We start from the raw sequence: 20,094 nt of genomic DNA, 5'->3' as shown, positions 1-20,094 counted from the left end.
TTGTTTAGACAACCTGAGCTGTAGAGGAGTGACCGGCGATGGTGCAGGGCGCCAAACATATGAAGAGCAATAACGCTGCGGACAACGGCGGCTCAAGCCCTCAGCCCAAACCTCAACCAAAGCCCAAGCGCCGTCGCAAGCGGCTGCCGCGCTGGGCCGACCGGCTCATCACCATCGTCATCATCCTTATCGGCGTGGGCCTTATGACTTGGCCGTGGATCTTGGACCGGCTCGAGGCCTCGGGCGTGTTCAACCAGATCAGCACCGTGTCCAGCACCGTGGACGCGCTGTCTGCCGAGGAGCGCGAGCGCATCCTGCTCCAGGCGCGCTCCTATAACGAGCAACTTGCCGGCGAGGCCACCGAGCTTCCCGCCGACCAGATCGAGCCCTACGCCCAGCAGCTCATCTTTGACCGCGACCCCATGATGAGCTGGGTCGAGATCCCCTCCATCGACGTGAGCATGCCCATCTACCATGGCACGAGCGAGGAGGTCCTCATGGCGGGTGTCGGCCACTTGGAGGGCACGAGCCTGCCGGTGGGCGGCACCTCGACGCATTGCGTGCTCACCGCGCACTCGGGTATGCGCAACCTGAGCATGTTCGACGACATCCACTCGCTGGAGCCCGGCGACCTGGTGCTGCTGCACACCATGAACAAGACGCTTGCCTACAAGATGGTGGACTCCGAGGTGGTACTGCCCGAGGAGATGGAGTCGCTGACTATCGAGCCCGGCGCCGACAAGGTGACGCTCGTCACCTGCACGCCCTACGGCGTGAACGACCACCGCCTGCTGGTGCATTGCGTGCGAACCAAGTACAACAAAAAGGACGTTGACAAGCAAAAGTCGCTGGCCGGCCGCCACTGGGGCAAGCGCGAGTTTGCCGTGCTCATCGTGGTTGTGGCCATTGCGCTGTTGCTGCTGGACATCGTGATCCACGCGGTCCGCAAGCGCCGCAAGGCCAAGGCCTCGGCATAGGACATCGTTCAGAACCACCACAACGGGGACAGGCACCTTTGTGGTGGTCGGGACTTCCAAACCATCACAACATTCGATGAAAATCGCGATTTTGGCGAAAAGCGTTGAATGTTGTGATGCTTTTCGCTGCGGGCGGGACGGTTTTCGTTGTGGGCGGGACGGTTTTCGCTATGGACGTTGCGGTTTCGTTGCGGAACCGCCAGCTCGCCGCCTGCCAACCCGCCGTCCTCGTTACGTTTTCGCTGCATTTGGGTAAAGCACCTGCTCCAAGCGGCGTTGCCTTGTATACTAGAGCGGTTTATCTGTTATGCGGAAGGGAGCGCCTATGGCACTCAGCGAGAAAGACGTGCGCGGCATCGCCGAGTACGCAAAGATCGCACTGACCGATGACCAGCTCACCCAGATGACGTCCTACATGAACGACGCCGTCCAGATGCTCGAGCCCGTCTTGCAATATGACTTGCCCGACGTGGAGCCCACGTTCCATCCTATCGGAAGCCTGTCTAACGTGATGGGCGATGACCTGCGCGAGCCCGAGCGCGACCTGCCGCTCGACGTCGCGCTCGAAAACGCCGGCAGCGCGCGCGAGCGTTACTTCCGCGTGCCGTCCATTTTGGGAGAGGGGGAGAGCGAGTAATGGCGCAGAGCTTCGATTCCCTTACCGCCGCCCAGATCGCTGCGGGCGTTGCCGCTGGCGACTTTACCGCTACCGAGGTGGCCCAGGCCTCCCTTGCCGCCATCGAGGCGCGCGAGGGCGGGGTCCAGGCATTCCTGCAGGTGGCGCCCGAGCTTGCGCTCGAGGCCGCCGCGCGCGTGGATGCCGACCGTGCCGCAGGCAAGCCGCTGCCCCCGCTTGCGGGCGTGCCGCTGGCCATCAAGGACAACATGAACCTCGTGGGCACGCGCACCACCTGCGCTTCCCGCATGCTCGGGGACTACCAGAGCGTCTACACCGCCACCTGCGTCCAGCGCATGCTCGACGCCGGCTGCCTGCCCATGGGCAAGGCCAACATGGATGAGTTTGCCTTTGGCAGCTCCACCGAGAGCTCGGCCTTTCACCGCACCAACAACCCCTGGGATACCGAGCGCGTGCCCGGCGGCTCCTCGGGCGGCTCCGCTGCCGCCGTCGCCGCGGGCGAGGTCGCGCTCTCGCTGGGCTCGGATACCGGCGGCTCCATTCGCCAGCCGGCGTCGCTGTGCGGCGTGGTGGGCTTTAAGCCCACGTATGGCGCCGTGAGCCGTTACGGCGTGGTCGCCTTTGGCTCGTCGCTCGACCAAGTGGGTCCCTTTGGCCGCACGGTCGAGGACGTCGCGCTGGCCATGAACGCGCTTACCGGCGCGGGCCACGATCCGTACGACTGCACCAGCCAGGATTGCGCCGTCGACTTTACCGAGCACCTCAACGACAGCATCGAGGGCAAGCGCGTGGGCATCATCCCCGCGTTTATGGAGGCCGAGGGCCTGACGCCCGAGGTCAAGGCCGCCGTTCAGCGCGCCGCCCAGGAGCTGCAGAACCAGGGTGCCGAGCTCGTGGAGGTCGACCTGCCGCACCTGGATGCCGCCATCGCCGCCTACTACGTCATCGGCCCGGCCGAGGCGTTCTCCAACCTGGCACGTTTCGACGGCATTCGCTACGGCTATCAGGAGGAGGGCTGCGCCAACCTGTCCGACCAGAGCTCGCTTTCGCGTGCCCACGGTTTTGGCGCCGAGGCCAAGCGCCGTCAGATGCTCGGCGCCTACCTGCTGAGCTCGGGCGTGTACGACAAGTACTACTACGCTGCGCAAAAGGCCCGCACGCTCATCACGCGGGACTACGATGCCGCGTATGCCAAGGTGGACACCATCCTCATGCCCGCCTCGCCGCGCACGGCCTTTAAGTTTGGCGAGATCAGCGACCCCACGCAGATGTACCTCTCCGATCTGTACACCATTTCGCTCAACATCTGCGGCAACGGCGGTATCTCGGTGCCGCTGGGCCTGGGCGAGGATACTCATCTGCCCGTTTCTGCCCAGCTGGTGGGTCCGGCCTTTAAGGACCGTCAACTGCTCACGTTTGCCCGCGCCCTGGAGCGCGGCTTTGCCGATGCCGCCACGGGTGCGCCCGCGCTTTCCGTCGCGCCCGATTTTGCCGGGAAGGGAGGCGAGCTGTAATGAAGGAGCTTTCCGAGGTCCTGCAGGATTGGGAGGCCGTGATCGGCCTGGAGATCCATACCGAGCTCACCGCACTCGATACCAAGATGTTCTGCAACTGCAAGCTCAGCCACGATGACGAGCCCAACGCCAACGTGTGCCCGGTGTGCCTGGGCCTGCCCGGCGCCCTGCCGGTGCCCAACAAGCGCGCCATCGAGAGCATCGTCAAGGCCGGTCTCGCCACCAACTGCGAGATTCAGCGCCACTCGATGTTCTACCGCAAGCACTACTTCTATCCCGATATGGCCAAGAACTTCCAGACTACGCAGGGTCCGGTCGCCTTTGCCATGTACGGTCACCTCGATCTGGATGTGACCGGTCGCGGTGCCGCCGAGCGCCCCGATTGCGCGTTTGGCGAGGCCGAGGCCCAGAGTCTGGCGAGCGCTTCGGCCAACGCCGAGGGCTTGTCCACGTCCATGACGTCGACCATGCGCGAGGGCAACCAGCGTGCCGGCCATCTGGCCAGCTACGATGCGTCCAACCTGCAGATGCCCGAGCGCCGCGAGGACGGTTCCTACACGGTGCCCATTCGCATCCTGCGCATCCACATGGAGGAGGACGCCGCCAAGATGGTGCACGTGGGCGGCGCCGAGGGCCGCATTACCGCCGCGGCCGAGTCGCTCGTCGACTACAACCGCTGCGGCACGCCTTTGATTGAGCTCGTGACTGAGCCCGATCTGCGCACGCCCGAGGAGGCTCGCCTGTTTATGGAGAAGCTCCGTCGCATCTTTGTGACGCTGGGCATTTCGGACTGCTCCATGGAGAAGGGTTCCATGCGCTGCGACGGCAACGTTTCGCTGCGTCGCCGCGGCGAGACCAAGCTGGGCACCAAGACCGAGCTCAAGAACCTCAACTCATTTAAGAGCCTGCATGACGGCCTTGCCTACGAGATCTGCCGTCAGGCTGAGGTGCTCGAGGAGGGCGGCATTATCTATCAGGAGACCCGCCACTGGGAGCCCAGTCGCAAGCGCACCGTTGTCATGCGTGTCAAGGAGACGGCCGACGACTATCGTCTGTTCCCCGATCCCGACCTGGCACCGTTCGATCTGGACGACGAGTTCATCGACCGCTGCCGTGGCGAGATCCCCGAGCTGCCCGATGCCAAGCGCGCCCGCTTTGAGGCCGACTTTGGCATTAAGGCGGCCGACGCCGAGCAGATCGCCGGCGACCCGGAGTTTGCCGAGTTCTTTGAGGCGGCCGCTGCCGGTATGGCTGGCAAGGAGGCCCAGACGGTTGCAAACTTGCTGGTCAACGAGATGATCGCCTACCTTAAGAGCGCAGGCGTGTCGCTCGCCGAGTCCGGCATCGCGCCGGCTCAGGTAGCAGCGCTGGCCAAGCTGCTGGTGACCGATGCCATCAGCTCCAACCAGGCGCACGAGGTCTTTGAGGCCATGGCCCAGACCGGCGACGACCCCAACAAGATCGTCGACGAGCGCGGTATGCGTCAGGTGAGCGATGCCGGCGCGCTGCAGCCCATCGTGGACGAGGTGCTGGCAAACTGTGCCGAGCAGGCACAGCAGTATCGCGACGGCAACCAGAAGGTTATCGGCTTTTTGGTGGGCCAGTGCATGAAGGCAAGCCGCGGTAAGGGCAACCCGAAGCTCTTCAACGAGTTGCTGAGAAAGGCGCTCTCGTAAGCGGGAACCCGGGAGCCCCGGCAGGGCGGGTGCTTCCTCAAAATTTCAAACAGTCCTGCGCAAGACGAAGGCCACATTAAGTGGCCTTCTTTGCGTGCGGAACTCATTTTGAGCAAGCACCCGCCCTGCCGGGGCTCCCGGGTTCTGCAACGACTCGGCCGTTCGGGTCAGGCGGGCTGAATGAAATTGAGTGAATGGGCGCGCCGTTGGCGCGCCCATTTTTGTAAATGTGACAAAGGGACAGTCCCTTTGTCACATTGCGTGTGGAACTCATGGGGCTGTCCCTTTGCCGTCTTTTTATTGATGTTGGGAGCGCCAAGCGGTGGGGGTGGTGCCGGTGTGTTGCTTGAAGGCTTGGGCGAAGGCGGCCTGCTGAGGGTAGCCTAGACGCTCTGCGACCTGCGCTATCGTGAGCGAGCTATCGGCCAAAAGGTCCTGTGCTCGCTCCATACGGCGTCTGCGAATGTAGGCACCCAGGGACTCGCCGGTTTGGGCCTTAAAGGTGGCGCATAGCTTGGAGCGGCTTGTGTAGAGCCTCTCGGCTACCTCGTTGATACCCACACGTCTGCCTTTGTCGAGCGCGCGCTCAATCATTGCCGTTGCTTCTTCGGCAATGGTTATGCTGGCGCGTGTGTCTGCCGCCCGCCGCGCCTGCTTGTGGGCCGCGCGCGAACAGGCGAGCTCCGCGACCATGGTCTCCACGATGCCTTGCATATAGACGTGTCCGCCTACGGTGCGGGCGCGGTCCTCGTTAATCCGGCGCAGCGTGTGGCAGATGGCAGACGTCGCCTCCTCGTGCCACGACTCGGCAAACGCTTCAAAGACTCCTACGAACTCAGTGGGATACCGATGCTCCAGCTCGTCAAAATACCCGGGCAAAAAGAGCACCGAGCGCGAGTGATAAAGCTGCCCTGCAAACAGCGGACTTAGCTCCTCGCCGCAGCTATCTTGGATAAAGCTGCACACCGCGCTGTTCGGCCACGGTCCATGCAGGGGTTTAAGGTTCGCAGGCGTTATGCCGGCTTCGGGCATGCACATGAGCGTGGGCGCGCTGACCTCGCTCACGCACGCGTACGGTTCGGGTGTGTATTCGGCCAGGTACATATCGTGCGTCGGGGTAATGTAATGCTCCATGACGATGCAGGCAGGGGAGAGGGGCATGATCCATGCGCGTCCGTGCGCCCGATCGTTTGCCACCTCGCCGGTAAAGACGGCGCCCTTGCCGGTAAGCTCCAGGCCAAACTGCTCAAACTGCGGTGCATAGAGCTCGGTTATGTCGGTCGCTGCCCGCCGTATTTGCAAAAGCGTCCCTTTCCTTTGCAGAAACGTCCACGCCTGGCTCGATTGTGAGCCATGGCTAACACATCAATGATAAGTTCATTACGGTTAACTCTCAAGCCGTTAGAAAGGAATCTCATGGCAAAGGGATCAAAAAAGGAAGGCGGCGGTATCGGCGAGCTGCTTGCATATGCCGGCGACCGTAAATTCCTAACGTATTTGGGCATGGCCCTCTCGGCGTTCTCGCAGCTGTTGAGCTTTGGCCCGTACGTGTGCATCTGGCTTGTTGCGCGAGACCTGATCGCTGTGGCGCCTAACTGGAGCGAGGCCGCCGACATCGCGATGTATGGTTGGTGGGCTGTGGGTTTTGCCCTGGCAAGCATCGTGGTCTATTTCGTGGGACTCATGTGCACGCACCTGTCCGCGTTTCGCTGCGCATCCAATATCCGCAAGGCTACGAGCGAGCATCTGCTTAAGCTGCCGCTCGGCTACTTTGACACGCACGCCACCGGTGAGCTGCGCCGTATCGTAGACGGATGCGCCGCCTCCACCGAAACGCTGCTCGCGCACATGCTGCCCGATATCGCCGGCGCCACTGCCATGGTCGCGGGCCTGCTTGTGCTGCTATTTGCCCTCGATTGGCGTTTGGGCGCGGCATGCTTAATCTCGGTCGTCGTTTCGTTTTGCGCCATGGCCACCATGATGAGCGGCAAGGGCGCCGAGTTTATGAAGGCCTACATGGGCGCGCTGGTCAAGATGAACAAGACCGGCACCGAATACGTGCGCGGCATCCCCGTGGTCAAGGTGTTCCAGCAGACGGTCTACTCCTTTAAGGCGTTTCACGATGCGATCGCCGAATACGCCGACATGGCGCAAAGCTATGCGGGTACGTTCTGCCGAGGCCCGCAGGTGCTCAACCTTACCGCGCTCAATGGCCTCGTGGCATTTCTTTTGCCCGTGGCGTTGCTGTTGGCGCCGGGCGAGACGGACTTCGCGCACTTTATGGTCAACTTCACGTTTTACGCGATATTTTCGGCCGTGGTACCGACGGCCATGACCAAGCTCATGTTTGTGGGCGAGGCCTCTCAGATGAGTGCCGATTCGCTGGCTCGCATTCGAAGCGTCATGGATTCCAAGCAGCTCTCCGTGCCCACGCAACCCAAGCACCCTGCCGGCGGCGACGTGCGATTTGAGGACGTGAGCTTTACGTACGAGGGTGCCGAAGCACCTGCCGTTAGCCATGTAAGTTTCAGCGTTCCCGCTGGTAGTGCCCTTGCGCTTGTGGGTCCTTCGGGCGGCGGCAAGTCAACCTGCGCAAGCCTGATTCCTCGTTTTTGGGATGTTTCCTCGGGTCGAGTGCTCGTAGGTGGTGTGGACGTTCGCGATATGGATCCGCACGAGCTTATGGACCAGGTCGCCTTCGTGTTCCAGACCAACCAGCTGTTCCGGCAAACACTTGCCGATAACGTGCGCGCTTCCAAGCCTACGGCCACTGACGACGAAGTGCGTGCGGCCCTCTCCGCAGCTCAGTGCGACGACATTGTGGCCAAGCTTCCACAGGGCATCAATACCATGCTCGGTGCCGGCGGAGCATATCTTTCGGGCGGCGAGGTCCAGCGCGTGGCACTTGCCCGCGCGATCCTTAAAGACGCGCCCATCGTGGTGCTCGATGAGGCCACGGCGTTTGCCGACCCCGAGAACGAGGCACTCATCCAGCGCGCCTTTAGCAAGCTGGCGGCGGGTCGTACGGTCATTATGATCGCGCACCGACTCTCGACTGTAGTGGGCGCAGATCAAATCGTGGTGCTCAACCAGGGTAGCGTGCAGGAGACTGGCACCCATGCCGAGTTGCTGTCCCAAGAGGGTCTGTATGCCAAGATGTGGGCCGAATACGAACAGGCCGCGAGCTGGAAGATCACTGCTGCCGCGGATGCCGCCGTCACGAAGGGAGGCGAGGCCTAAATGTTCGCCTCATTCCAAAAGAAGTATTTCCTATCCGATAAAGGCGTCGCCGGCGTAAAACGCGGCATTTTCTGGACCGCGCTCACCAATCTCATTACCATGGCCGGCATGGGCTTATTGTTCCTGGTCATGGCCGGTTTTGTCGAACATCTCGCCACCGGTGCCGACCTGCCGGATGCCCTGCCGATTGTGGGCGGCCTCCTGGTCTTTTTCGTGTTGCTCTTTGCCTCTAACTGGCAGCAGTATTACTACACCTACTGCATCTTTTACGAGGAGTGCGGCAAGCAGCGTATGGAGATTGCCGAGCGCTTGCGCAAGCTGCCGCTGTCGTTTTTTGGCCGTCGTGATCTGGCCGATTTAACCGAGACCATCATGGGCGACGTCCAGGCCATGGAGCACGCCTACAGCCACGTGCTGGGAGAGCTTTGGGGTGCCATCATCGCAAGCGCCATTGTGTTCGTGGCGTCGCTGTTCTTTTGCTGGCAGCTGGCGATCGCGGCGTTTTGGAGCGTGCCCGTGGCCTTTGCCGTGCTGTATCTGACACGCGGCCCCATGACCCCGGTGTTCGACCATGTGCGCGCCGAGAAGGTCAAGGTTACCGAGGCGATCCAGGAGACGCTCGACTGCGTGCGCGAGATCCGCGCCACCAACCAGGAGGCTCATTATCTTGAGGGGCTCAACGCCGTGATCGATGCCGAGGAGCGCGAGACCACCAAAGGCGAGCTCGCCAATGGGCTTTTGGTCAACTCCGCCTTTGCCATCCTGCGCCTGGGGATTGCCACCACGTTGGTCACGGGCGCTGCGATGGTCGCCTCCGGCCAGGTCGACTTTTTGGTGATGTTTGCCTTCCTGCTTATGGTGAGCCGCATCTATGCGCCCTTTGATCAGGCGCTGATGCTGATGTCCGAGCTGTTTGCCGCCGAGTCGTCGGCCAAGCGCATGCGTTCCATCATGGAAGAGCCCGTGGCGCGGGGCAGCGAGCAGTTTGAGCCCGTAGGCCACGATGTGGTGTTCAATCACGTGGCATTTGGCTATGGTGCGGGCGAGGACGGCCGCGCCGGCGAGAAAGTTCTTACCGATGTGAGCTTTACCGCCAAGGAAGGCGAGGTCACGGCACTGGTCGGTCCTTCGGGCTCCGGTAAGTCTACGGTGAGCCGCCTGGCCGCGCGCTTTTGGGATGCCACCGCGGGCACGGTCACCGTGGGCGGCGTGGATGTTGCGAGCGTGGATCCCGAGGTGCTGCTGCGCGACTACGCCATTGTGTTCCAAGACGTGCTGCTCTTTGACGACACGGTGATGGGAAACATCCGCCTCGGGCGTCGTGGCGCCACCGATGAGCAAGTGCTTGCGGCTGCGCGCGCCGCCAACTGCGACGAGTTTGTGAGCCGCATGCCGCAGGGCTACAACACCATGATCGGCGAGAACGGCTCCAAGCTGTCCGGCGGCGAGCGCCAGCGCATCTCCATCGCCCGTGCGCTGCTCAAAGACGCGCCTATCGTGCTGTTGGACGAGGCGACGGCGAGCTTGGATGTGGAGAACGAGACCGTGGTTCAGCAGGCGCTCTCCCGTCTGCTTGCAGGTAAGACGGTTATCGTTATTGCCCACCGTATGCGTACGGTGGAAAATGCCGACAAAATCGTTGTACTCAAGGATGGTGTGGTTGCCGAGCAGGGCACTCCGGCGCAGCTCAAGGCGGCAGGTGGAGAATTCGCCCGCATGGTTGCGCTGCAAAAGGAAGCAGCTACCTGGCAGTTGTAAGAAGGGACAAAGGGACAGTCCCTTTGTCACATTGACAATCGGTTACTCCGCATCGTTAATTTTCAAAAGGTTAGCCATGGCTGACCTAGATAGTTAGATAGAATTAAGGTATTTCAAAAGCGTGCTCGAGCTGACTGATGAACTCGGGTGCTAAGGCACCATGCCGCGCCCCATGCGGCAAAAGGGAGAAGTAACATGAAGAAGTCGACGTTTAACACCCTGCTTGTTGGTGGCGGTTTTCTGCTTGGTACGGCTGGCATCAAGCTGCTCACCAGCGCTCCGGTAAAGAACGCCTGCGTGCAGGGTATCGCGTGCGGCATGCGCATCAAGAACGGCTACCAGGACATGGTCGAGCAGGCCAAGGCTAATGTCGACGACATGGTTGCCGAGGCGGCCTACATCACCCAGAGCGAGGCCGCTGCTGACGAGGCAGCCGAGTAACGCTCCCAGGCACAAACTATGAGATTCTCGATTATCAGCGAGATCCCCGGCAGGACCCGTCTTCAATTGGCGGGTCCTGTGCCAGAGAGCGATCTCGATGCACTTCTTAAGCTCAGCGGCGATATCGACGGCGTGCACAAGGTGCGCGTATATGGCCGTATTGGCCAGATGGCGCTCGAATACGACGAGCCACGTCGCGCGAGCGTGCTCGACGCCTTGGGCGCACTCGATGCTCAAGCTATCGCCGATGCCAAGTCGGGCTATGTGATGCAGCTTGAGCCGCGCAAGCACAAACTCGTTATGGACCTGGCGACACTCGTCGGCGCCCACTACGCGCGCCGCTGGTTCTTGCCGACGCCTCTGCGTGCGGTGTTTGTCGTGGCCGGTTACATGGCATTTTTGCGCGCTGCCCTTCATGAGCTGGCGCAGCCGCGCCTGACCGTTCCCGTGCTCGACGCTTCGGCCATCGGCATTTCGTTCGTCAAGCGTGATGTCGACACCGCGGGCCAGACAATGTTCCTGCTCAACGTGGGCGAGCTGCTCGAGGACTACACCCGCGCCATGAGCGAAAACGAGCTCATCAACTCGCTGCTCGATGTACCCGACAAGGCGCAAAAGGTCGTCGGCGATACCGAGGTAAGCGTTGCTGCGACCGAGCTCGAGCCCGGCGATCTGGTCGCCGTGCGCACTGGCATGTCCATTTGCATCGACGGTGTCGTCGAGCAGGGGAGCGCTATGGTCAACCAGGCGACCCTGACCGGCGAGCCGCTTGCCGTTGAGCGCAGCGTGGGCGACGACGTGTTCGCCGGTACCGTCGTGGAAGACGGCAGCATCTTGGTGCGCGTGCGCGCCAACACGGCGCAGACCAAACTGCGCTCGATCGTCTCGCTCGTGCAGACGGCCGACTCGCTCAAATCCGAGGGCCAGTCGCATATGGAGGACCTCGCCAACAAGATCGTCCCGTGGAACTTCCTACTCGCGGGCCTGGTTGCGCTCACCACGCGCAGCCTTATCAAGACCTCGGCGGCGCTGATGGTCGACTACTCGTGCGCACTCAAGCTCACGGGTTCCGTCGCCGTCATGACCGCCATGAGCGATGCCGCCAAGATGGGCGTCATGGTCAAGGGCGCGAAGTACTTTGAGTCGTTTGCCAAGGCTGACACCATCGTGTTTGATAAGACCGGCACGCTTACCGAGGCGCAGCCGCGCCTGGCTTGCGTGCTGACGACAGATGGCTGGAGCAAGGACGAGGTCCTGCGCCTTTCCGCTTGCTTGGAGGAGCATTTCCCGCATCCGGTGGCGCGTGCCGTGGTCAACGCCGCCCTCGAGCGCGGGCTCGAGCACCGCGAGCGCCATGCCGCGGTCGAGTACATCGTGGCGCACGGCATCGCTTCGTCCATCGAGGGGCGTCGCGCCATTATCGGTTCGGCGCACTTTGTATTTGAGGACGAGGGTGCGCAGCTCGAGTCCGACATCAAGGAGCAAATCGAGCTCCAGATGCAAGGCCTGTCGCCGCTGTATCTGGCGGTCGACGGCAAGGTCGTCGGCGTGCTCGGCATCGAGGATCCGCTCAAGCCCGGCGTCCGTGAGGCCATCGCCGACCTACATGCGCTGGGCGTCAAGCATGTCGTTATGCTCACGGGCGATTCGGAGCGCACGGCCGAGCGCATTGCGCGCGAGGCGGGTGTCGACGAGTTTAAGGCCGAGCTGCTGCCCGAGGACAAGTACGCCTATGTGGAGCGCATTAAGGGTGAGGGGCGCCACGTTGCCATGGTGGGCGACGGCGTCAACGATTCGCCGGCACTCGGTTTGGCCGACGTGGGGCTGGCAATGGGTGGCGGAAGCGACATCGCCAAGGAGGTCGCCGATATCATCCTGACCGATACGGATCTGGCCGCAATCGTGCGCCTGCGCCGCATGAGCCAGGGCCTCGTTGATCGTCTGACGAGCTCCTATTCTAAGGTGATGCTCACCAACTCAGCGCTCCTGGCGCTGGGCATTACCGGCGCGATTACCCCGCAGGCGTCGTCGCTGCTGCACAACGGCTCGACGATTGCCTACAGTCTGAGCAACGCGAAGGCTTACCTGCGTTAGCAGACGTGTTCGCCCACGTTATCTGGCCTGCGCCCAGACGGCATCGGTGTCGTCCGAGCGCAGGCCTTTTGCGTTTGACCATGTGCTAGCTTCTCTATATAGTGTTGCTAGCAGGGCTAGCAATTGAAGGGAGCGGGATCGACGTGGGTGCTGTTAGCGGCATGGCGCAGGTGAACGTTCGCGTAGATCGCCAGGTCAAGAACCGTGCCGAGGAGGTGCTGCGGCTTTCGGGCGGGTCACTGCCCGAGCTCATCAAAAAGGTGGTGGCTAAGGTCGCGCAGGGTGGCGGGCAGTGCGAGGAAGTGCTTGCGGCCGTCGACGACCGGCAGCAGTCCGTCGCGCCCGATACACCGTTTGCCGCGTCGTGGGCGGCGGCGGATCAGCTTTACGCGGACCTGGGCATCGCGACGTCGCCCGTATCCGACGATCGCGATTGGGACGCAATCTATCCCGAAGCTATGGACGAGCGCTATCGCCAAAAGGGGATGATCCTGTGAGCGGGGCTCCCCTCAAAATAATGGTGGATGCCAACGTATGGGTTGATTCGTTTTGCGTCGACCATGCCGAGTCGCTTGCCGCACGTGCGTTTATTGGGCAGGCGACGGAGGCGGGGGCATTGCTGTTCTTTCCGGTGCATATCGCTAAGGACGTGCTGTACGTTGTCCAACACGAGCTGAAGCGTAGCGTTCTTGCCAGCGGGGGAGCGATCGACGAGGCGTTTGCCCGTGCAATTGGCGATGCGGCGCTGGCGTTTGTTCGGAACATGACCGAAAACGCCACGGCCGTGGGCGCAGATGCGTCGGACCTTTGGCTGGCCGACAAATACTTAGCGCTCCATCGCGATTACGAAGACAACTTGGTGCTCGCCGCGTGCAAGCGCGCGCAGGTCGATTACTTGGTAACTAACGATCGCAAGCTGCTCGAACATGCCGATCTTGCAGCAAAGACCCCGCGCCAAATGATGCCGATTCTGGCTTTGGCCGAACGCGGCGGCGCGGCTATCGGTTGACGCGAACTGTTTGCGGGCCTCTTGGACGACGATGCGCCAAGGGACCCGCGTCTGCTATTTACAAAAGCTCGGCCTTAATGGCGGGACTTTCTGCGAGCTGCTCGGCTGCCTTTTCGTCGGAGCTGTCGAGTGCTGCCAGGCTGCGGTAGACCCACTCGTTGACCTGGGTGTTCTTGACGCCTGCGGTCTGCATGAGGGCACCTACCTCGCGGATTGCTGCGAGCAGATCGGCTTTGGGACCCGCGAGCTCGACCTCGATACCGCGGTAGGCGGTCACGCCACGGTTCTCGCTCACGTGGTCGATAAAGCCCTCGACGGTCTCAAGCTGCTGGGCAAGAGCTGCATCATCGGCAGCGTCCAGCGCGACGAGTGCGTTCGATACCGTGAGGGCGGGGTGTCCGCAGGGGACAAAGCCTTCGATGACATCCATGGCTTCGGTAATGGTTGAGCCCAGGCCTGCGAGGGCATTGACGAGTTGCTGCTTGGTATCCATAACGGTCCTTTCGACGGGGCAATTTTGCTTGGCGAAAATATACGTGACGCGATCGGTAACAAAAGTGCGAAGTGCGGCGCACATTGGGGTCTTCACAGCTCGTGCATAGAACAGCTGTCCGCTTTCAGAACGTGGTAAGATAACACTCCACAAGCGGGGCTCGCCCCGTATGTTCCTTGAAAAGTCGACGGTTATCGGGTGTTTGCAGGCCCGATACCATCCAGACTTTCCCAACATTCGGGGGCGACTGGTTTCGACACGATAGCTCTGAGAGAGGAAGCAAGCCGAGGTCTCCTCGCCTCGTTAAACAGGGGTACCGTCAAATTGAATTGACAACAACTCTTCTTTTGAGCCTATGGCTCTCGCTGCTTAATTTATAGCGGCGCGTCAACCCGGTGATTTCCCCGACACCGGTGCGACGTCATGTTAGGGGAATGCTCCTGCGCACGTAATCGGTATGGCGCAGGCTAAGATCGAACCGGTTGGGATGCTGCGAGCGTGTCGCTGCGCGCAAAGCGTCCGAGACTAAACCAGCGACTGAGCTTGGAGATGCCAATCAGGGGGCTTTCGTGGACCGGAGTTCGATTCTCCGCGCCTCCACCATAAGTAACAGGCAGGTAGATATTCGTATCTACCTGTCTTTTTATTTCTAGTCCGTACCGCGGAGAATCGAACTCTGTGCAGGGCGCGGGCGTTAAGCAAACGCGAAGCGTTTGTAGCCCGCGGGCGAGGGCGGCGGCAGCCGGCCGAAGCCGGTGCAGCAAATACGCGGATTCTTCGCGCAAAGCTTCAGCCCAATATAGATGCGATGTTTATCGAATTTCAGCTGGCCTCGTCCAGCATCAACGGATCCCCCGTACCGCGGAGAATCGAACTCTATGCAGGGCGCGGGCGTAAAGAAAACGCCTCAGTGACGCAGAGTGGGACGCGTTTTCCCAATGACTGCCCAGGCGGAAACCGCATCCCGGAATCTAAGCTCGGAATGGGATACATTTTCCGGATGACGCCTCAAGTGGAAGCTGCGACCCGGAATCGAGCCGTAGAGTGGGACATGCTTTCCCCATGGCAACCCAGGCGGAAAGCGCATCCCGGAATCGCCCCTCAGAACGGGACGTGCTTTCCGCCAGCCGCCCCCTCAACTCCAAAACCCATGCGCCCTCCATTCCAAAACTGGGTAGAAGAAAGCCAAAACGCAATCGCAGGAGGTCAATATGACTGCAGAAGATAAGGCAAAGAACGCCGGCAAGGTCGCGCTCGTCTTGGAGGGTGGCAGTTTTCGTGGGCAGTTTACCGCCGGCGTGCTCGACGTTCTCATGGAGGCCGGTGTCGAAATTCCGGCGGTATATGGCGTATCGGCCGGCGCCCTCAACGGCGTGAACTACAAGTCGCACCAGATCGGCCGTGCCAACCGCATCAACCTGGCTTTCTGCAACGACAACCGCTTCATGGGTGCCGCATCGTTTGCGTCCACGGGCTCCATTGTGGGTTACGACTTTATCTTCAACGATGTCCAGGACCGCCTGGATCCCTTTGACAACGAGACGTTCGACGCGAGCTCCATCGAGATGTACGCCGTCGCGACGGACATGCTCTTTGGAACCGCCGCGTACCTGCCGGTCAAAAGCGCCGTACTTGACCTCGACGCCGTGCGCGCCTCTACCTCGCTGCCGCTGGTTACGCCGCCGGTCGAGATTGACGGGCACAAATACGTCGACGGCGGCGTAGCCGATTCGGTCCCCATCGAGCACGTGCTGGAGGAGGCGGGCTTCGATCGCGCGGTTGTTATTGTCACGCAGGACCGCTCATACGAGAAAAAGCCCTACGAGTTTATGCCCGCCGCGCGCGCCCGCTATGTCGACTACCCCTACCTGCTCGAGGCTATCGAGACGCGCCACGACCGCTATAACCTCCAGCGCATGCACCTGTGGAAGTATGAGCGCGAGGGCCGCGCGCTGGTCATCGCTCCGCAAAAGCCGGTCGAGGTCGGCCATGTCGAGCATGATCCGGCCAAGCTTCTCGACCTGTATATCCAGGGCCGCCAGGAGGCAAAGCGCCTACTGAGTGATATCGAGGCATTTGTCGAGCGCTAGTGTCGCGACGTCATGACCCATGGACGACATGTGCAGAAACTCTGGTCGGAGCCAAAATACCTGTTGACTCGTACGGTGAGCGGGGTAATATGGACGGGTTACTTGCAGAGCCCCGTGAATCTCTGTAACAACACGTACTGTACATGGAGGAGTCTAAGTGATTTCGAAATCGACTCACTACGCCAAGCAGGGCGAGGTCCAGCGCAACTGGGTTCTCGTCGACGCCGATGGTGCTGTCCTGGGCCGTCTTGCCACCCAGATCGCAATGATCCTGCGCGGTAAGAACAAGCCCCAGTTCACGCCCAACAGCGACTGCGGCGACTTCGTTGTCGTCATCAACGCCGATAAGGTCCAGCTTACCGGTAACAAGGCCGACACGAAGACCTATTATCGCCACAGCGGCTACAACGGCGGCCTCAAGGCTGAGAGCTTCCGCCAGGCTATGGAGAAGCACCCGGAGAAGGTTATCGAGCGCGCCGTTCGCGGTATGCTGCCCAAGACCACCCTCGGCCGTGCCCAGATGACCAAGCTTAAGGTCTACGCTGGTGCCGAGCATCCGCATGCTGCCCAGAACCCCACGAAGATTGAGCTGGAGGCTTAAAGATGGCTGAGAACACCGTTGTCTACCAGGGTACCGGCCGTCGTAAGAACGCCGTCGCCCGCGTCCGTCTCGTCCCCGGCACCGGCAAGGTGACCATCAACAAGCGTGACGCCGAGCAGTATTTCGGCCGTCATCAGCTCGTTGAGAACGCCCTTGCTCCCTTCAAGGTGACCGACACCGCCGGTCAGTTCGACGTTATCGCTCTGTGCGATGGCGGCGGCATCTCCGGTCAGTCCGGCGCTCTGCGCCTGGGCATCGCCCGCGCTCTTCTGAACGCTGGCGACTACCGTGCTGACCTCAAGAAGGCCGGTTTCCTTACGCGCGATGCTCGCGTGGTCGAGCGCAAGAAGTACGGCCTCAAGAAGGCCCGCCGCGCTCCCCAGTTCTCCAAGCGCTAAGGTTTTATCTCCTTACGAGATACAATGTACAAGCGGGGCCTGCCGATTCCTCGGCGGGTCCCGCTTTTCTTTTTCGACTAGGGTAGGCGGTTGCATATCGCCTGCTAGGGAAGGAGCGATCCTATGCCCCAGAACATCTTCGGTACCGACGGCGTCCGTGGCGTCGCCAATGCCGACCTCTCGTGCGACCTCGCGTTTCGCCTGGGCCGCGCGGCGACCAAGTTCCTTGGTCCGGATATCTGCGTCGGCCGCGACACGCGTCTTTCGGGCACCATGCTCGAGAGCGCTCTGACCGCCGGCATCATGGCCGAGGGCGGCCGTCCGCACTGCTGCGGCGTCATCCCCACGCCTGCCGTGGCGCTGCTCACCGTCCAGAACGAGCTCGACGGCGGCATCGTCATCTCTGCTTCGCATAATCCGCCGGAGTTCAACGGCATCAAATTCTTTAGCCGCAAGGGTATGAAGCTTCCCGATGCGGTCGAGGAGGAGATCAGCGCCTGGGTCATGTCCGAGGAAGCCATGGCTGCCGACACGCTGCCGACTGGCGCCGGCGTGGGCCACATTATTAAGATGAAGGACGCTCGCAAGGCATACGTCGACCACGCCATCGATACGCTTGATGGCCTGAGGCTTGATGGCCTGGTCGTTGCCGTTGACTGCGGTCACGGTGCTTCCTGCCAGACTACGCCCGCCGCGCTGCAGCGCCTGGGTGCCACGGTCCATGCCATCAACACCGATTACTGTGGCACCGACATTAACGTTGAGTGCGGCTCCACCCATCTTGAGCCCCTGCGCGAGCTCGTGCTGCGCACCCATGCTGACATCGGTCTGGCCCACGACGGCGACGCCGATCGCGTGCTGTTCGTGGACGGCGAGGGCAATGAGATCGACGGTGACTACATCCTGGCTATCTGCGGTTCTGACCTCGCCGCCCGCGGGAAGCTCGCCAACTCCGAGATTGTCTCGACCGTCATGTGCAACCTTGGCTTCTCCATCGCTATGAAGGAGCAGGGCTTCGAAATGGTTCAGACCGCCGTGGGCGATCGCTACGTTCTGGAGCGTATGCTCGCGGATGGCGCCGTCATCGGCGGCGAGCAGTCCGGCCACATCATCTTCCTGGAGCACAACACCACCGGTGACGGTCTGGTGACGGCTCTGCAGCTGCTGGCCGTGCTCAAGCGCACCGGTCGTACCCTCACCGATCTTGCCGGCATCATGAAGAAGTACCCGCAGGTACTCGTCAACGTGCATTCCGACAACAAGGCTGGTCTGGACGATTGCCAGCCCATCTGGGATGCCGTCGCTGCTGCCGAGAAGGAACTTGACGGCCGTGGTCGCATTCTGGTGCGTCCGAGCGGTACCGAGCCGCTGGTCCGCGTGATGGCCGAGGCCGAGACGCACGAGCTGACCCAGCGCGTTGTCGACGACATCGTCGAGGTTGTCAAGCGCGAACTTCCCTAATGGTCAAAAACGAGTGCCAAGTGGTAAACTGTTAAAGCTATTTTGGTCGATTGGTATGTCCGAGGGGGAGCATGTTCACTAAAGTCCTAAGGTCTTTTGGTATGCGTGGTCGAGTCCTTACGCTGGATGCTCCCATCTCGGGCGACGTCATTCCGCTTTCCGAGGTCAATGACCAGACATTTGCCACCGGGCTTTTGGGCCAGGGGGTGGCGATTCAGCCTACCGGCACGCGTGTGATTGCGCCGGCTGATGCCAAGGTCGAGGCCATTTTTCCCACGGGACACGCTGTTGCGCTTAACACGGTCGATGGCTTGGACGTGCTCATCCACGTTGGTTTGGACACTGTTCAGCTTGAGGGCAAGCACTTTACCGTACATGCGCAAGTGGGCGACATCGTCCATAAGGGCGATGTGCTCATTGAGTTCGATCGCGAGGCAATTGCTGCCGAGGGCTACGATGTGACGGTTCCCATCTTGGTGTGCAACTCTGTTGAGTTCTCGAGCATCAAGGGCTCCGTTGGCGTGCATGTCGAAGAGATGGACCAGCTCATCGTTGCTCGCGAGCGCTAGCAAGTGCACGTGGCCATTAGCCTACAATTCAAACACGTTTACGGAGGGCGCCCTTGAAAGAGGACGCCCTCCGTGGCAAGATGGGATTTGTCCGAAGCTAAAAGGCTTCGGGTCACCGTGGACGGGCAGGGGCCTCGACGCGGCTAGACACGAGACACATACATTACGCGACCTCGCCCTGGTGGCCGCACACGTTGGTTGCGGCCGACGCGGGCCGCGGGCAAGTGCTTGTAAGGGGAGCCTTGCCTCTCTTGTACGAGAAAGGACGCGTAATGAAGATCATTAAAGCTAAAGACTACGAGGATATGAGCCGCAAGGCCGCCAATATCATCTCGGCGCAGGTTATCCTCAAGCCCGATTGCGTGCTGGGTCTTGCCACCGGCTCCACCCCGATCGGTGCCTACAAGCAGCTCGCTGCTTGGTACGAGAAGGGCGACGTCGACTTTGCCGAGGTCAGCACTTACAACCTGGACGAGTATCGCGGCCTTTCGCACGACGATCCCCAGAGCTATCACTACTTCATGCGTGAGAACTTCTTCGATCACATCAACATCGACCTGAACAACACGCATGTGCCCGACGGTTCCAACCCCGACGCCGCCGCTGCCTGCTCTGAGTACGACAAGATCGTCGCCGCCGCCGGTTACCCGGATCTGCAGCTGCTCGGCATTGGCAACAACGGCCACATTGGTTTCAACGAGCCCGATGACCACTTCTCCAAGGGCACGCACTGCGTCGACCTCACCGAGAGCACCATTCAGGCCAACAGCCGCCTGTTCGACAGCATCGACGATGTTCCCCGTCAGGCCTACACCATGGGTACCCAGACCATCATGTATGCCCGCATGATCCTAGTCGTCGCCAACGGCGAGGCCAAGGCTCAGGCCGTGCATGACATGTGCTATGGTCCGGTTACGCCCGCGTGCCCGGCTTCGATCCTGCAGCTGCACACCAACTGCGTTGTCGTTGCCGACGAGGCCGCCCTTTCGCTCTGCGAGTAGCGCGAATCCTGCATCTCGACATAGCCTTGCCTAAGGCCTCCGCTTTGCGGGGGCCTTTTTGTTATCCCTCTCCGCCCGCTTGACCAAAATCGGCTTATAGGACAAAATGTGTGTCTACTTTAGGGGCGTCGGCGC

18 protein-coding genes and 1 other RNA gene are annotated in these 20,094 nt (G+C 61.2%); 17 read left to right on the top strand and 2 right to left on the bottom strand.

What is annotated here, in order from left to right:
• Window positions 1–59: 59 nt before the first annotated feature.
• The 4 genes from DWW12_RS05060 to gatB all read left to right on the top strand — a co-directional run bounded on the left by DWW12_RS05060 (window position 60) and on the right by gatB (window position 4,804).
• Window positions 60–977: a class C sortase gene (locus tag DWW12_RS05060; RefSeq protein WP_158564398.1), complete on the top strand. Its 918-nt coding sequence runs from the start codon at window positions 60–62 to the stop codon at window positions 975–977.
• Window positions 978–1,302: 325 nt separating this feature from the next.
• A complete protein-coding gene (locus tag DWW12_RS05055) occupies window positions 1,303–1,614 on the top strand; it encodes an aspartyl/glutamyl-tRNA amidotransferase subunit C (protein WP_117855292.1) in 312 nt (103 codons plus the stop codon).
• Window positions 1,614–3,128, top strand: coding sequence for an Asp-tRNA(Asn)/Glu-tRNA(Gln) amidotransferase subunit GatA (gene gatA, locus DWW12_RS05050; RefSeq protein ID WP_117855291.1), 1,515 nt, complete (start codon window positions 1,614–1,616; stop codon window positions 3,126–3,128). Before DWW12_RS05055 ends, gatA begins: the two co-directional genes overlap by 1 nt.
• The gene (gatB, locus tag DWW12_RS05045; RefSeq protein WP_117855289.1) at window positions 3,128–4,804 is read left to right on the top strand and encodes an Asp-tRNA(Asn)/Glu-tRNA(Gln) amidotransferase subunit GatB; all 1,677 of its coding nucleotides are present in this window, start codon (window positions 3,128–3,130) and stop codon (window positions 4,802–4,804) included. Before gatA ends, gatB begins: the two co-directional genes overlap by 1 nt.
• A gap of 297 nt (window positions 4,805–5,101) precedes the next feature.
• On the opposite strand, the gene DWW12_RS05035 is transcribed toward gatB, so the two are convergent.
• Window positions 5,102–6,106, bottom strand: coding sequence for an AraC family transcriptional regulator (locus DWW12_RS05035; protein WP_117855287.1), 1,005 nt, complete (start codon window positions 6,104–6,106; stop codon window positions 5,102–5,104).
• Window positions 6,107–6,220: 114 nt separating this feature from the next.
• Here DWW12_RS05035 and DWW12_RS05030 point away from each other — a divergent pair, with 114 nt between their 5' ends.
• From DWW12_RS05030 to DWW12_RS05005, 6 genes are all read left to right on the top strand, one after another.
• The gene (locus tag DWW12_RS05030; protein ID WP_187364965.1) at window positions 6,221–8,044 is read left to right on the top strand and encodes an ABC transporter ATP-binding protein; all 1,824 of its coding nucleotides are present in this window, start codon (window positions 6,221–6,223) and stop codon (window positions 8,042–8,044) included.
• A complete protein-coding gene (locus DWW12_RS05025) occupies window positions 8,045–9,802 on the top strand; it encodes an ABC transporter ATP-binding protein (RefSeq protein ID WP_117855285.1) in 1,758 nt (585 codons plus the stop codon).
• A gap of 195 nt (window positions 9,803–9,997) precedes the next feature.
• Window positions 9,998–10,243, top strand: a complete 246-nt coding sequence (locus DWW12_RS05020) for a DUF6110 family protein (RefSeq protein ID WP_055250999.1) — start codon at window positions 9,998–10,000, stop codon at window positions 10,241–10,243.
• 78 nt (window positions 10,244–10,321) lie between these two features.
• Window positions 10,322–12,337, top strand: a complete 2,016-nt coding sequence (locus DWW12_RS05015; protein WP_233544232.1) for a heavy metal translocating P-type ATPase — start codon at window positions 10,322–10,324, stop codon at window positions 12,335–12,337.
• A 143-nt stretch (window positions 12,338–12,480) separates the two neighbouring features.
• Window positions 12,481–12,834 carry a hypothetical protein gene (locus DWW12_RS05010; protein WP_147345467.1) on the top strand — a complete coding sequence of 118 codons (354 nt, stop codon included), beginning with the start codon at window positions 12,481–12,483 and terminating at the stop codon, window positions 12,832–12,834.
• On the top strand, window positions 12,831–13,346 hold the full coding sequence (locus DWW12_RS05005; protein ID WP_147345466.1) for a PIN domain-containing protein: 516 nt from the start codon (window positions 12,831–12,833) through the stop codon (window positions 13,344–13,346). Before DWW12_RS05010 ends, DWW12_RS05005 begins: the two co-directional genes overlap by 4 nt.
• A 58-nt stretch (window positions 13,347–13,404) precedes the next feature.
• On the opposite strand, the gene DWW12_RS05000 is transcribed toward DWW12_RS05005, so the two are convergent.
• Complete coding sequence (locus DWW12_RS05000) at window positions 13,405–13,839, bottom strand: hypothetical protein (protein ID WP_147345465.1); 435 nt, start codon at window positions 13,837–13,839, stop codon at window positions 13,405–13,407.
• A 239-nt stretch (window positions 13,840–14,078) separates the two neighbouring features.
• Here DWW12_RS05000 and ssrA point away from each other — a divergent pair.
• The 7 genes from ssrA (at window position 14,079) to nagB (ending at window position 19,959) form a co-directional block, all read left to right on the top strand.
• Window positions 14,079–14,442: a transfer-messenger RNA gene (gene ssrA, locus DWW12_RS04995) on the top strand.
• A gap of 608 nt (window positions 14,443–15,050) precedes the next feature.
• Window positions 15,051–15,929 carry a patatin family protein gene (locus tag DWW12_RS04990; protein ID WP_117855277.1) on the top strand — a complete coding sequence of 293 codons (879 nt, stop codon included), beginning with the start codon at window positions 15,051–15,053 and terminating at the stop codon, window positions 15,927–15,929.
• A gap of 157 nt (window positions 15,930–16,086) precedes the next feature.
• The gene (gene rplM, locus DWW12_RS04985) at window positions 16,087–16,530 is read left to right on the top strand and encodes a 50S ribosomal protein L13 (RefSeq protein ID WP_022094635.1); all 444 of its coding nucleotides are present in this window, start codon (window positions 16,087–16,089) and stop codon (window positions 16,528–16,530) included.
• A gap of 2 nt (window positions 16,531–16,532) precedes the next feature.
• The gene (gene rpsI / locus DWW12_RS04980) at window positions 16,533–16,928 is read left to right on the top strand and encodes a 30S ribosomal protein S9 (RefSeq protein WP_022094634.1); all 396 of its coding nucleotides are present in this window, start codon (window positions 16,533–16,535) and stop codon (window positions 16,926–16,928) included.
• Window positions 16,929–17,051: 123 nt separating this feature from the next.
• On the top strand, window positions 17,052–18,389 hold the full coding sequence (glmM, locus tag DWW12_RS04975) for a phosphoglucosamine mutase (RefSeq protein ID WP_117637848.1): 1,338 nt from the start codon (window positions 17,052–17,054) through the stop codon (window positions 18,387–18,389).
• Window positions 18,390–18,460: 71 nt separating this feature from the next.
• Window positions 18,461–18,958: a PTS glucose transporter subunit IIA gene (locus DWW12_RS04970; RefSeq protein ID WP_022094632.1), complete on the top strand. Its 498-nt coding sequence runs from the start codon at window positions 18,461–18,463 to the stop codon at window positions 18,956–18,958.
• A 272-nt stretch (window positions 18,959–19,230) separates the two neighbouring features.
• Window positions 19,231–19,959: a glucosamine-6-phosphate deaminase gene (nagB, locus tag DWW12_RS04965; RefSeq protein WP_055251013.1), complete on the top strand. Its 729-nt coding sequence runs from the start codon at window positions 19,231–19,233 to the stop codon at window positions 19,957–19,959.
• The last annotated feature ends 135 nt before the right edge of the window (window positions 19,960–20,094 follow it).

This window comes from Collinsella sp. AF14-35, from assembly GCF_003464565.1.
GTDB lineage: Bacteria > Actinomycetota > Coriobacteriia > Coriobacteriales > Coriobacteriaceae > Collinsella.
This window is presented reverse-complemented; position numbering and strand designations above follow the sequence as displayed.